Source organism: Streptomyces sp. NPDC005775 (assembly GCF_042871565.1).
GTDB lineage: Bacteria > Actinomycetota > Actinomycetes > Streptomycetales > Streptomycetaceae > Streptomyces.
Genome location: NZ_JBIAIU010000002.1, coordinates 70,568 through 83,016 on the forward strand (window position 1 = coordinate 70,568; position 12,449 = coordinate 83,016).

Genomic DNA, 12,449 nt, shown 5'->3' on the forward strand with positions numbered 1-12,449 from the left:
AGGACTCCCGTCTCACAGAGCGTCGGCGCAGCGCGTCAGCGGAGTTCGTCGAGGGCTGCCCGGAACATGCTCAGCGCTGCCGCGACATGCGGCAATTCGAGAGGTTCCGCGGCGGTGAGCGACTCCTTCTGCTCCCGCGGGGTCGAACCGATCAGCGATCCGGTGCCCAGCCGCACCCGCAGCGCGCCCAGTTCGTCGCCGAAGCGGTGGCCCCCGGGGGCCGGGGCGCCCAGCCGGTCCGTCAGGTACTCCTCCAGCTCCAGCGAGTCCGTGACGCCGCGTGCCGCGAGCCTGGAGCGGAGCGGGCCGAGGTCCGCGTAGAGGTGGCGGCCCGCCTGCGGGGGCCTGGCCAGCGCGCCGGCGGAGAGGACCGCCCGGTGGGCCTCCGCGGTGACCCGGGCCTGGAGGGCCGCGGCCCGGCGGACCCGTTCGGTGACGGCGTCCGGTTCGCGCAGCGCGTGGGCGGCCGCCGCCGCGACCGGGCCCGCGACGAGGGCGCCGAGCGCGGTGAGGATGTCGAGCGTACGGGCGTGGCGCACCGCCGACCGGTCGGTGTCCGGGAACCGGGCGACGGCGACCGGCCACGCCGACGGGGTCAGCGCGCCCGCCAGGTCACAGACGACCGTCACGTCGTCCGGGCACATCTCGGCCGGGCTGAGCAGCACCGTGTCGTGCGGCCGGTGCAGGGTGTCGCGCCACGTCTCGTCGCTGACGATGTGCAGCCCCTCGGCGACGGCCGCCTCGCACGCCTCGCGCACCAGCTCCGGCGGGGCGACCGTGGCGGTCGGGTCGTCCACCACCGAGATCAGCAGCAGCCGCGGCCGCCCGCCCTCGGCGCGCACCCGGCGCACGGTCTCCAGGAGTGCGTACGGGTCGGGCACGCCGCCGCATTCGGCGGGGGTCGGGACCTGGTAGGCGGGCCTGCCCAGCAGCCGGGCCTGCGGGATCCAGGAGGCGGGGCAGGGGCGCGGCACCAGTACGTCGCCGCCGTGCGCGGCGATCAGGGCGAGGAGCAGCGGGGAGGTGCCGGGCGCGGCGGCGATGTGCTCGGAGCCGCCGTGCAGTCCGCGCCGGTCCCAGTAGGCGCGGGCGGCGTCGCGCAGGGGCGCCGAGCCGCCGGCCGGTTCGGGCTGTCCGCCGGCCGCGGCGGCGGCCAGGACCTCGGCCAGTTCGGGCAGGACCGGCAGCCCGGGATCCGGTGCGGGCGGTCCGTACCGCACGGGCCCGCGGTCCTCCCGGATCCCGGGCGCGCCGCTCCCCTGACGTCCGGTCCGCTCCCGGCCCATCCGGGCCTCCTTCGCCGCTGCTCGGTCATCCCGGCCGTCGCCCGGGCCGTGTCAGCCCCTTTATACGAGCTAATGGAGTGGGGCGCCTGCGCTACCGGGAAGCCGTCCGGGCGCCCCCGGCTCCTGTCCGGAGTTCCCGGACGGGACCTGGCACAGCCCCGCCGGGGGCGCCCGGCGGGCGCGGGAACCGCACCGCACCACGACGGCCCCATTGACACTCGCCCCGCCGCGTCATTACGGTCACGCCAGGATTTCGAACGAGTGACGAAATATCGAACAAGTCGAGGGGCAACTCCCGTGCGTATCACCGGAATCAGCACACATGTGGTCGGAACACCCTGGCGCAACCTCACCTATGTGCAGGTCCACACCGACGAGGGCCTCACCGGTGTGGGCGAGACCCGGATGCTCGGCCGCACCGACGCGCTCATCGGCTATCTGCGCGAGGCGGAGGCCAATCACATCTCCGGCTCGGACCCGTTCGCCGTCGAGGACCTGGTACGCCGGATGAAGTACGGCGACTACGGGCGGGCCGGCGAGATCGTCATGTCCGGCATCGCGGTCGTCGAGATGGCCTGCTGGGACATCAAGGGCAAGGCGCTCGGCGTCCCGGTGTGGCAGCTGCTCGGCGGCAAGGTCACCGACCGCGTCAAGGCGTACGCCAACGGCTGGTACACCACCGAGCGGACCCCGGAGGCCTACCACAAGGCCGCGTCGGCAGTCGTCGCGCGCGGCTACCGGGCACTGAAGATCGACCCGTTCGGGACCGGCCACTTCGAGCTCGGCCAGGAGGAGACCCGGTACTCGGTGTCGCTCATCGAGGCGGTCCGGGACGCCATCGGCCCGGACACCGAGCTGATGCTGGAGATGCACGGCCGCTTCAGCCCCTCGACCGCGGTGCGGATCGCCCACGAGATGGCCCCGTTCCGGCCGGCCTGGCTGGAGGAGCCGGTGCCGCCGGAGAACCTCAAGGCGCTCGCCAAGGTGGCGGGCAAGGTCGACATGCCGATCGCGACGGGCGAGCGCATCCACGACCGCATCGAGTTCCGCGAGCTCTTCGAGTCGCAGGCCGTCGACATCATCCAGCCGGACGTCGGGCACATCGGCGGCATCCTGGAGACCCGGAAGCTCGCCGCGACGGCGGAGACCCACTACACGCTGATCGCCCCGCACAACGTCGGCGGCTCGGTGCTGACGGCGGCCAGCCTGCAGGTCGCGGGCTGCACACCCAACTTCAAGATCCTTGAGCACTTCAACGACTTCGCGGACGCCGACATCAAGAAGGTCGTACGCGGCGCCCCGCAGGTCGACCCGGAGACCGGCTGCTTCGAGCTCTCCGACGCCCCCGGTCTCGGTGTGGAGCTCGACGTGGACGCGGCCGCCGAATTCCCGCAGCAGCAGGCCAGGTTCGACCTGTGGGCCGACGGCTGGGAGAAGAGGCAGCCCAAGTGAGCGAAGGACCCGCCCTCTCGCGGGCGATCACCATCGACCGGCCCGGCGAGCACCGGCTGACGCACGGACCGGTCGTGGAGCCCGGCCCGGGCGAGGTCCGCGTGCGGGTGGCCGCCGCCGGGATCTGCATGAGCGACCGGGAGGTGTACGACGGCCACCGCGACCCGGGATACGTGCACTACCCGGTGGTGCCCGGACACGAGTGGTCCGGGACCGTCGAGGCGGTCGGTGCGGGCGTCGATCCCGCCCTGCTCGGCCGGCGGACGGTCGCCGAGGGGTTCCGTTCCTGCGGGAGCTGCGAGCGGTGCCGCAGCGCGGAGACCTCGCTGTGCACCTCGGGCTACGACGAGACGGGCTTCACCCGGCCCGGGGCGTTCGCCGACCATGTCGTGGTGCCCGCACGGCTGTTGCACCCGCTGGCCGACGACGCGGACCTGCGCGCCGCCGCGCTCCTGGAGCCCGCGGCCGTGGTCGCCGCCGCCGTGCGGGCCGGGTCGCCGGAGCCGGGCGAGCGGATCGCGGTCGTGGGCGCGGGAACGCTCGGGATGCTCGCGGTGCAGCTGCTCGCGGCGGTGTCCCCGCGGGAGCTGACGGTGATCGACCCGAGGGACGAACGCGCGCGCCAGGCACTGCGCTTCGGGGCGAGCGAGGCCCTGGCGCCCAAGGAGGCCGCACAGACGCACGGCCGCTACGACCTGGTGGTGGAGACGGCCGGGGCCGCTACCACCGCGGCCGACGCCTGCCTGCTCGCGCGGCGCGGCGGCCGGGTCGTGCTCACGGGGATGTTCGCGCCGGGGGCCGTCGGCATCGACCCGGTGCACCTGTCGCTGAGCCAGCTCACGGTGCGCAGCGTGTTCGGGGCGTCCTCCGCCTCCTGGTCGTACGCGGTGCGGGCGTTCACCGCGGGACTGCTCGATCCGGCGGCGCTGATCACGCACGAGTTCCCGCTGGAGCGCTTCGCGGAGGCCGTGGCGCTGGTCGGGGGCGGCGCCTGGGGGACGGGCAAGGTGCTGCTGCGCCCCCAGGGCCTCCCTGATCCAGCCTGATCCATACGAAAGGCCCAAGCGGGAGTCCGGCAAATCCCCTCACCCTCCTTCGGATCATGCCGGGCTCGGGGCCCGCGTCCGACTCCCCGCGCGGGTCGGCCGGACGCCCCGCCTCCCGCCCGACGCCCCTTCACCCGAACCTCGTCCGACCCACCGAACACGAAAGGTCGCTCATGACCTCCGTATCCCCTGCTCCGTCCGGATCCCGTACCGGCGTCCGGCGCCCGGGCGAGCCCGCACTCAGCACCCTCGGGCTCGGCGCCCCCGCCCCGGACCCGGCCGACGCGTCGCCGCACACCTTTCCCGACGGCGGCACCTGGCGGACCGAGATCCCGTCCGTGGAGGGGCCCGAGGCGCTGTCCGTCGTGCTGAAGGAGAGCGCGCGGCTCGACGTCCCCGTCCACCGGGTCAGCCAGGGCAGCGGCGTCTGGATGCTCAGCGACACCGAGATCACCGACATGGTCGAGGGCTGCGCCGAACGCGGCATCGAGCTCTGCCTGTTCACCGGTCCGCGCGGCAGTTGGGACACCGGGGCCTCGTTCCGTACCGACTCCGGCGGGGCCGGGCTGCGCGCCCGCGGCCATGACGCGCTGGCCGGATGCGTCGAGGACGCGCTGCGGGCCTCCGCGCTGGGGGTGAAGTGCCTGCTGGTGGCGGACGAGGGAGTGCTCTGGACCCTGCACCGGCTCCGCGAGCAGGGGGTGCTGCCCGCCGACACGACGTTCAAGGTGTCGGCCCTGGTCGGCCCGGTGAACCCCGCCTCGTTCGCCGTGTACGAGCAGCTCGGCGCGGACTCCGTCAACATCCCGTCGGACCTGACGCTCGCCCACTTCACCGAGATCCGGCGGGCGTCGGCCGCTCCGATGGACCTGTACATCGAGGCCCCGGACGACCTCGGCGGCTATGTGCGGATGTACGAGGCGGCCGAGCTGATCCGGCGCGGCGCCCCGCTCTACCTCAAGTTCGGCCTGTCCAGGGCGCCGGGCATCTATCCGTTCGGGGCCCATCTGCGCGATGTCGCCCTGGACACGGCGCGCGAGCGGGTCCGGCGCGGCCGGCTGGTCCTGGATCTGCTGGCGCGGCACGGCGCCGACGGGAACATGTCACCGCTGGGCTCCCGGCTGCCGGGCACCCTGCGGCGCTTCCCGGCGAGGTGAACCACGGCTGGGCGGGTCCGCGAACCGAACCCGCCCAGCCGGCCCCGGCGCCGCTCAGCCCGCGAAGGCCGTACCGGGCATGCCCCGGCCTGCGTCCGGCAGCACGAGCAGCGACCCAGAGAGCGGGTGCGGTGCGTCAAGTCCCGTGCGGGCGGTGGAGATGTAGAGGTCGCGCAGGTCGCGGCCGCCGAAGGCGCAGGCCGTGGGGCGTCGCACCGGCAGTCCGACGACACGGTCCAGCCTGCCGTCGGGCGTGTAGCGGCGCAGCGCGGCACCGTCCCACAGGGCGACCCAGACGGCCCCCTCGGCGTCGACCGTCAGGCCGTCGGGGAAGCCGGCGCCCTCCTCCACGGTCGCGAACGGGCGGCGGCCGCTGACCTGCGCACCGTCCACGTCGAAGACGTCGATCCGGCGGGTCGGCGTGTCGATGTAGTACATCAGCCGGCCGTCGGGGCTCCATCCGGTGCCGTTGCTGCAGGCCACCAGCGGCAGCACCTGGGTGGCCGTGCCGTCGGGGGTGACACGGGTGAGGCTGCCGCCGACCTCCGATTCGTCGTAGCGCATCGTGCCCGCCCAGAGCGCTCCGTCCGGCGCCACCGCCGCGTCGTTGCCGCGGCGTCCCGGCTCGGCGTCGTGGACGAGCCAGCGGAACGCCCCGTCCGCGTCGTAGAGCCCGATGCCGTCGCGCAGATTGACGACGAGGCCGCCGGCGGTCCGGGGCTTGGCCGCGCCGACGTGCTGTTCGGTGGCCATGACGGTCCGCCGGCCGTCGGCGGGGTCGTAGGTGTGGATCCGGGCGGAGAGGATGTCGACCCAGATCAGCCGCCCGGCGACCGGGTCCCAGGTCGGGCCCTCACCGAGTGCGGCGTGCTCCCGTACCGCGACGTCGAGGTGCGGGCGGCTCACAGCTCCCTCCGGTGGTGTCCCAGGCGGCCGGAGAGCGCGTCGGCGCCCTCGGCGGCGAGCGCGGCCAGTTCCGCCTCGCGCTCCTCGCTCCAGCGGATCATGGGGACGGAGACGGAGAGCGCGGCGACGACCCGGCCGGACCTGTCCCGTACGGGCGCGGCGACGCAGCTCACATCCGGGTTGGACTCCCGGTGCTCCACGGCGATGCCCCGTTCCCGTACGGAGGCGAGGGCCGCCCGCAGCTCCCCTTCGTCGGTGATGCTGTCGGGCGTCATCCCGGTCAGTTCGAGCCCGTCGAGGCGGGCATCGAGCTCCCGGGCGGGAAGGGCCGCAAGCAGCATTTTGCCGACCGACGTGCAGTGGGCGGGCAGCTTGCGGCCGGCGGCGGACACCATCCGGACCGCGTGGGTGGAGTCCACCTTGGCGATGTAGATGACGTCGGTCCCCTCCAGGATCGCCACGTGGACGGTCTCGCCGCAGGTCTCCGCGACCTGCCGGGCCACCTGCTGGCCCTCGGCGGCGAGGTCGAGCTGTTCGGCGTACCGGCTGCCGAGCTGGTAGGTGCGGACACCGAGGCGGTAGCGGCCGGGCTGGTCGGGGATCGTGACCAGGTACGAACGCGCGGCGAGCGTCGTCAGCAGCTCATGGACGGTGGTGCGCGGGAGCTGCAGCTTGCGGGTCACCTCCGGGGCGGAGAGCGTCCCGTCGCCGTGGAGGAAGAGTTCGAGTACGTCCAGCGCCCGGGTCACCGCGGGGACGAGTCGCCCCATGGTCGTGCACCACCCTCTCGTGTTCGGCATTCCGGCCAGTGACCGGCATCACGAACACAGGCTAAGCGTGGCGCGCTCGCCGGGGCAATGACGGGGTGATGTGCGGCACCTGGCACACGGGAAGGAGGGTGCCGTTCGTCCCCTTACGGGAGTAAATGACGGGCGGACCTCACTGCCACGACGCCGGCCGCGCGCACGATTCGGGCGCGCCTGCCGGTTCGGCGGGGGCGAGCAGGGTATTCGCTGTTCCATGTCTTCACCGAGCTTCCCTTCACCTCCGCCGAGATCCGCGGGCCTGCGGGGCGTTCTGCACCGGAGCGACCTGGCCGTCTTCCAGAACCTGGCCCAGCGGCACTGGCCGGCCGCCGCACCCGTACTGCCGCGCCTCAGCCGCAGCGCCAATCACGGGCTGCTGTGGGTCGGTGCCGCGGCGGGCATCGCCGCCTTCGGCGGCAGTGCACGCGCCCGGCGGGCCGCTCTGCGCGGGATCGCGTCGCTGGCGGTGGCCTCGGCCGCGATCAACACGGTCGGCAAGAGTGCGGTCCGCCGCGAGCGGCCGATACTGGACGCCGTGCCGGTGATCCGGCAGCTGAAGCGCCAGCCGGTCACCACCTCCTTCCCGTCGGGGCACGCCGCTTCGGCCGCCGCGTTCGCCACCGGGGTGGCGCTCGAATCGAAGGGCTGGGGGGCGGTCGTCGCGCCCGTCGCCCTGTCGGTGGCCGCCTCCCGCGTCTACACCGGCGTGCACTACCCGAGCGACGTGCTGGCCGGTGCCGCGCTCGGCGTGGGGGCGGCGTTCGCCCTGCGCGGCCTCGTTCCGACCCGGGGGCAGTTGCCCGCGCCGGGCCGCCCGCCCGCCGACGCGCCCGTCCTTCCGGACGGCCAGGACCTGGTCGTTGTCGTCAACCAGGAGTCGGGGACGGCGACGGCCACCGCAGCACTGGTCCGGGACGCGCTGCCGAACGCGGAAGTGGTGGAGTGCCCCCCGGCGCACCTCGCCGCCGAACTGGAGAAGGCGGCCGGCCGCGGCCGGGCACTCGGCGTGTGCGGGGGTGACGGCACGGTCAACCAGGCCGCGGCGGTGGCCGCCGTGCACGGCCTGCCGCTCGCCGTGTTCCCCGGCGGGACACTGAACCACTTCGCGTACGACCTGGGCATAGAGACGGTGGCGGACGTCTGCTCCGCACTCAGGGCCGGAAGCGCGGTCCGGGTGGACCTGGGCCGTTTCCGGCCCGGGCCGGAGGGCCCCGGCGGCGCCCACGGCTACTTCCTCAACGCCTTCAGCCTGGGCGTCTATCCCGAGCTGGTGCGCACCCGCGAACGCTGGTCCCCGAGGATCGGCGGCTGGCCCGCCGGTGTCCTCGCGGCCCTGGAAGCGCTGCGGGGGCAGCGCCCCCTGGAAGCCGAACTGGGGGGCCGCAGGCGGCCGTTGTGGCTGCTGTTCGTCGGCAACGGGTTGTTCCAGCGGGTCGGCCCGGCGCCCGGGCGGCGGCACAACCTCGCGGACGGACTGCTGGACGTACGCGTCGTGCACGGGGGCCGGACCCCCGCCCTGAGGCTGCTGGCGGCCGCGGTGGCCGGCCCGCTGACCCGCTCCCCCATCCATGCGGCGGAGCGGCGCCGGCGCATCCGCATCTCCGGGCTGAAGCCCGGCACCCCGTACGCGTACGACGGCGAAGTGGCGCACAGCCAGGGCGACCTGATGATCGACAAGCTGACGGAGGCGCTGACCGTCTACTGCCCGAGGCCCGCGTAGGAACAAGCCGGAAGCAGGAGTGACGAAGGGGCGGCCGACGACGAGTCGGCCGCCCCTTTCGCGTGTCCGCACCCCACCGCCCCACCACCCCGCACCGTCCACATCGCGAGATATCCATCTCATCATTCGGCGTGAGGGCATACGGTGACCGTACCGATCAGCGTTTTGCGGCCCGCGTACAGCGGTTCGCGTTCGAGAGAGGATGCACGGTCATGCCGAAGGAGACCGCCGTCTACACCCACGGCCACCACGAGTCGGTACTGCGTTCGCACCGCTGGCGTACCGCCGCCAATTCCGCGGCCTACCTCGTCGGCGAACTCCGCTCCGGAATGAGCGTGCTGGACGTCGGATGCGGGCCGGGCACCATCACTGCGGACCTGGCCTCCCTGGTCGCCCCGGGCCGGGTGACGGCCGTCGACACCACCCGGGAGATCCTGGATCAGGCGGCCGCCGCCGCGTCGGAACGCGGCCTGGACAACGTCGAGTTCGCCGTGGCGGACGTGCACGCCCTGGAATTCCCCGACGACTCGTTCGACGTGGTCCACGCCCACCAGGTTCTCCAGCACGTCGGCGACCCGGTGCAGGCGCTGCGCGAGATGCGACGGGTCTGCCGCCCCGGTGGAATCGTCGCGGCCCGCGACAGCGACTACGCGGCGATGAGCTGGTTCCCCGAGGCGCCCGGCATGGACGCCTGGCTGCGGCTGTACCGCCAAGTGGCGCGGGCCAACGGCGGCGAGCCGGACGCCGGACGCCGGTTGCTCTCCTGGGCGCGCGAGGCCGGCTTCACCGACATCACCCCAACGGCCGCCTCCTGGTGCTTCGCCACCCCGGAGAGCCGGGACTGGTGGAGCGGTCTGTGGGCGGACCGTACCGTCGGCTCCGTCTACGCGGAGCTGACGGTGGACGGCGGACACGCCACTCCCGAGGAGCTCACCGCGATCGCCGACGCCTGGCGCACCTGGGGCGAACAGGGTGACGGCTGGTTCATGGTCCCGCACGGCGAAATCCTCTGCCGGGCCTGATCCACCGCCCGGGTACCGGCCGACACCGCCGGCCCCGGGCCGCCCCGCCCCCCTCCGCCGAATCGATCGCACACCGCTGACCGGCCAACTACCCTGTTCGGCATGGAAATCCTGGGAACCACGCTGCGTATCTGCGTCGACGACCTGGAGGCCGCGGTGGCCTTCTACGAGGACCTCACGGCCAGTCCGGCGCTGCGCTTCGAACGCGGCGGGGTGTCCGTGGCCGCCATCAGCTGCTTCCTGCTGATGAGCGGCCCCGAGTCCGAGCTGGAGATCCTGCGCAGGGTGACCGCGACGATCGCGGTGAAGGACGTCGACGAGGCCCACGCCTCCCTGACCCGGGTGGGCGCCCGTGTCATCGCGGGCCCGGTGCCCACCCCGGTCGGCCGTAACCTGATCGCGGTCCACCCGGACGGCTCGGTCTTCGAGTACGTCGACCGCAACCGGGCCGTCTGACCCCCGGGGCCGCAGCGGGCAGCGGGCAGCACCGGGATTCAGGGTGATGGAGGAATGAGCCGGTGAGTTACAGCCTGTGGTTGATGCGGTTCGTGGACGGCCGGGCCGTCCCGCTGGACGCCGAACGGCTCCAGCAGGTGATCGCGCCGTACACGGCGGCCGGCCTGACCGACGGCTTCGCCCTGCTGACCGCGGAGGACGGCGGCGAGGCGGACGTCTACGCCGACGCCTCGGGACCTGACGGGCTGACCGGCGTGATGGTGACGCATTTCGCGAAGGGGGCCGTGCTGGACGTCCTCGCGCGGCTCGCCGGTGAGCTCGGGGCCTTCGTCCTGCCGCAGGACGGCCGCGTGCTGCTGGCGCACGAGGACGAGCGGCAGCACCTTCCTCCGGAGGTACGGCAGGACGCGACGGTCGCCCCTCTCACGGGCGAGGCGATCCAGGCGGAGATCGACCGCATCTGAAACCCGCGGACACGGCACGCATCGCCGTCGCGACGCGTACCGCCCCCCATGACCGGAGTCGTCAACCCCGCGGCCGCATGCGGAAGTTGTAGGCGTCCGGCAGCGGCTCACCGGTGCGTTCGGTGAGTTCGGCCCACACCTCGTCCAGGATCTCCGCGCCTTCGCGCAGATCGGCGACCTCGAAGCCCTCGTCGAACAGGGCGCGGGCGGCTGCCCTGTCCCCCTCCGCGAGCAGGAGTAGCGCCTCCAGGAGACGGAAGCGTCCCCGGGAGCGGACATCCGGGAGCAGGCCCGCCCAGACGGCGCGGGCACCGGCGGGGCGGCCCGCCGTCAGCAGCGCCTCGATCGCCTCCCGGCCGAGGGCCGCCGTGGCCGCCGTCCAGGCCTCGCCGTCGTCGCGCTTCGCGCACAGGTCGTCGAACGCCTCCGTGTAGTGGTCGGCCGCCCGGTCCCGCTGGCCGCTCTCCTGGGCGGCGACGGCCAGGCAGCGCAGCAGTGGCCAGCGGGACGTGGCGAGGGCCAGTCCGCGCTCCCAGCTGCGGACCGCCTGCGCACGGTCGTCGGTGTGCCATTGGGCGACGCCGAGGTGGTATTCGGTGACCGGTCCGGCGGAGGCCGTCTCCAGCATGTCGCGCCAGTGCGGGGAGACGAGGGTGGGGCCGGGCGGCGCGACGTGGCGCGGCTCGGGGAAGGCGCCCTGTTCCAGCAGTTCGAGCCAGGGTGCCTGCTGCTCGCCGAGCGTGGACTCCGCGAACGGCGTGCCGGGCAGCTTGTACCCCGCACGCCGCACTTCGAGGGCGCCCCATCCCGATCCGGTGGCGAGGATCTCGCCCGGCTCGGTGTCGGCGCAGCGGCGCCATGCGGCGTACGCGGCGTCCACGTCGGCGCGCGGCAACGCCTCGGCGAGCCGCTGCTCGGTCTCGGCACGGGCCGCGGCCCAGTCCCCACCGTGCACGGTGGCGGGGTCGGCGGCCAGCGGTCCGTACGACTCCAGCCAGCTGAACTCGCCTCCGGGCTCCAGCGGCACGTGCTCCAGCTGGGTGCGGGCGAGCCCGGCCTGGATCTCGGCGTAGCCGACCGTGCCGGGCTCGGTGAGCCACTCCTGCCAGCGACGGCCGCCGGGCCCGCTGCCCCACAGGAAGAGCTTGCGGCCGCGCAGCAGGTCGGTGGAGGTCTGGACGAGTCCGTGGCCCTGCTCGTCCAGGGAGGCGATCCACCGGCGGGCGCCGTCGGGCACCTCGTAGAAGTAGTCGGCCGGGAAGTCGCCGCGCAGCGGGTAGGTGCGGTCGACGCCCCCGGTCTCGGGCATCGGCACCCGGGTCAGCGTCCGCTCGTATCCGAAGTGCCAGGCCTCGTCGGCGGGCGCGAGGACCCGGGTGCCTTCGCCCTCCGGGACGGCGATGTTGGACCACCAGTAGACGGGTGCGGGGTGTTCGTGCGGGTTGCGTATCCGTACACCGACATGGAGGAAGTCGGAGTCCTCCGGCAGCCACAGGTCGACCTGGAACGGCAGGTCTCGCAGCCGTTCCCATTCCCAGAGGCGGACCATCTCGCCGCCGTCGGGCGCCGGGACACGAGCGGCGTGCACCGGGGCGCAGGACAGGGTGGTGTGACCCGTGGCGCCGATGTTCCACTCGATGCCGCCGGAGAACCAGGCGCCGTTGAGCGCGAAGTCGGCGGGCTGCAGCACGGGGTTGGTGTAGACGAGGTCGCGGCCGGTCGGCTTATGGAAGAGGGAGTGGACGCGCCCGCCGAGTCCGGGGAGCACGGTGGCCCTGAGGCGGTCGTTCTCGATGACGATCGCGTCGAGGTCCGTGGCCGTGCGCTCGCGTCCGTAGCCGTCGAGGACGCGTACCGGAAGTACGGTGGCGAGGGGTTCGTGACCGAGCTGACGGGCCATGTCGCGGGGCAGCTCCGCCCGGTCCCGGTCCTCGATGACATGCATCTCGTCGAGGGGCCGCAGGGCGGGCAGCGGATTCTCCGCTCCCGTCGCCGCCGCGGGCATGGTCAGTACGGTGCGTCGTACGGTGGTGGCCAAGGCAACCTCGCTCCCTCGCGCGGGCCGCCGCAGGTCCGGGCGCCCCCCGATGACCATGGAACACGCTGGACGCCGCCCGGACCAGGGGATCGGCCG

The 12,449-nt window shown here is 73.7% G+C and carries 11 protein-coding genes; 7 read left to right on the forward strand and 4 right to left on the reverse strand.

The window, feature by feature from the left end; all coding sequences use genetic code 11:
• Positions 1-35: 35 nt before the first annotated feature.
• The gene (locus ACFYPA_RS04040) at positions 36-1,286 is read right to left on the reverse strand and encodes an aminotransferase class I/II-fold pyridoxal phosphate-dependent enzyme (protein ID WP_359084636.1); all 1,251 of its coding nucleotides are present in this window, start codon (positions 1,284-1,286) and stop codon (positions 36-38) included.
• Between the two features lie 297 nt (positions 1,287-1,583).
• On the opposite strand from ACFYPA_RS04040, the gene ACFYPA_RS04045 reads away from it, so the two are divergent.
• From ACFYPA_RS04045 to ACFYPA_RS04055, 3 genes are all read left to right on the forward strand, one after another.
• Entirely contained in the window at positions 1,584-2,738 is a 1,155-nt protein-coding gene (locus ACFYPA_RS04045) for a mandelate racemase/muconate lactonizing enzyme family protein (RefSeq protein ID WP_359317849.1), read from the forward strand.
• Positions 2,735-3,784, forward strand: coding sequence for an alcohol dehydrogenase catalytic domain-containing protein (locus ACFYPA_RS04050; RefSeq protein WP_359317846.1), 1,050 nt, complete (start codon positions 2,735-2,737; stop codon positions 3,782-3,784). The genes ACFYPA_RS04045 and ACFYPA_RS04050 overlap by 4 nt, the downstream gene beginning before the upstream one ends.
• A gap of 173 nt (positions 3,785-3,957) precedes the next feature.
• Complete coding sequence (locus ACFYPA_RS04055) at positions 3,958-4,941, forward strand: hypothetical protein (protein WP_359084639.1); 984 nt, start codon at positions 3,958-3,960, stop codon at positions 4,939-4,941.
• Between the two features lie 54 nt (positions 4,942-4,995).
• Here the strand turns inward: ACFYPA_RS04055 and ACFYPA_RS04060 are convergent, their stop codons facing one another.
• On the reverse strand, positions 4,996-5,847 hold the full coding sequence (locus ACFYPA_RS04060; RefSeq protein WP_359317843.1) for an SMP-30/gluconolactonase/LRE family protein: 852 nt from the start codon (positions 5,845-5,847) through the stop codon (positions 4,996-4,998).
• On the reverse strand, positions 5,844-6,617 hold the full coding sequence (locus ACFYPA_RS04065; RefSeq protein WP_359084641.1) for an IclR family transcriptional regulator: 774 nt from the start codon (positions 6,615-6,617) through the stop codon (positions 5,844-5,846). Before ACFYPA_RS04065 ends, ACFYPA_RS04060 begins: the two co-directional genes overlap by 4 nt.
• 250 nt (positions 6,618-6,867) lie before the next feature.
• Here ACFYPA_RS04065 and ACFYPA_RS04070 point away from each other — a divergent pair, with 250 nt between their 5' ends.
• From ACFYPA_RS04070 to ACFYPA_RS04085, 4 genes are all read left to right on the forward strand, one after another.
• Entirely contained in the window at positions 6,868-8,373 is a 1,506-nt protein-coding gene (locus tag ACFYPA_RS04070) for a phosphatase PAP2 family protein (protein ID WP_359317840.1), read from the forward strand.
• Between the two features lie 212 nt (positions 8,374-8,585).
• The gene (locus tag ACFYPA_RS04075) at positions 8,586-9,395 is read left to right on the forward strand and encodes a class I SAM-dependent methyltransferase (RefSeq protein WP_359317837.1); all 810 of its coding nucleotides are present in this window, start codon (positions 8,586-8,588) and stop codon (positions 9,393-9,395) included.
• Between the two features lie 102 nt (positions 9,396-9,497).
• Positions 9,498-9,851 (forward strand): VOC family protein, encoded by a 354-nt coding sequence (locus tag ACFYPA_RS04080; RefSeq protein ID WP_359084644.1) that lies wholly within the window; start codon positions 9,498-9,500, stop codon positions 9,849-9,851.
• Positions 9,852-9,913: 62 nt separating this feature from the next.
• Positions 9,914-10,315, forward strand: coding sequence for a hypothetical protein (locus ACFYPA_RS04085; RefSeq protein WP_359084645.1), 402 nt, complete (start codon positions 9,914-9,916; stop codon positions 10,313-10,315).
• Between the two features lie 61 nt (positions 10,316-10,376).
• Here the strand turns inward: ACFYPA_RS04085 and ACFYPA_RS04090 are convergent, their stop codons facing one another.
• Positions 10,377-12,353: a DUF5107 domain-containing protein gene (locus ACFYPA_RS04090; protein WP_359317834.1), complete on the reverse strand. Its 1,977-nt coding sequence runs from the start codon at positions 12,351-12,353 to the stop codon at positions 10,377-10,379.
• Between the last annotated feature and the right edge of the window lie 96 nt (positions 12,354-12,449).

Coding starts and splice junctions, on each gene's coding strand:
- ACFYPA_RS04070 (WP_359317840.1), top strand. CDS start 6,868: ATGTCTTCACCGAGCTTCCCTTCACCTCCGCCGAGATCCGCGGGCCTG.
- ACFYPA_RS04055 (WP_359084639.1), top strand. CDS start 3,958: ATGACCTCCGTATCCCCTGCTCCGTCCGGATCCCGTACCGGCGTCCGG.
- ACFYPA_RS04065 (WP_359084641.1), bottom strand. CDS start 6,617: ATGGGGCGACTCGTCCCCGCGGTGACCCGGGCGCTGGACGTACTCGAA.
- ACFYPA_RS04040 (WP_359084636.1), bottom strand. CDS start 1,286: ATGGGCCGGGAGCGGACCGGACGTCAGGGGAGCGGCGCGCCCGGGATC.
- ACFYPA_RS04075 (WP_359317837.1), top strand. CDS start 8,586: ATGCCGAAGGAGACCGCCGTCTACACCCACGGCCACCACGAGTCGGTA.
- ACFYPA_RS04080 (WP_359084644.1), top strand. CDS start 9,498: ATGGAAATCCTGGGAACCACGCTGCGTATCTGCGTCGACGACCTGGAG.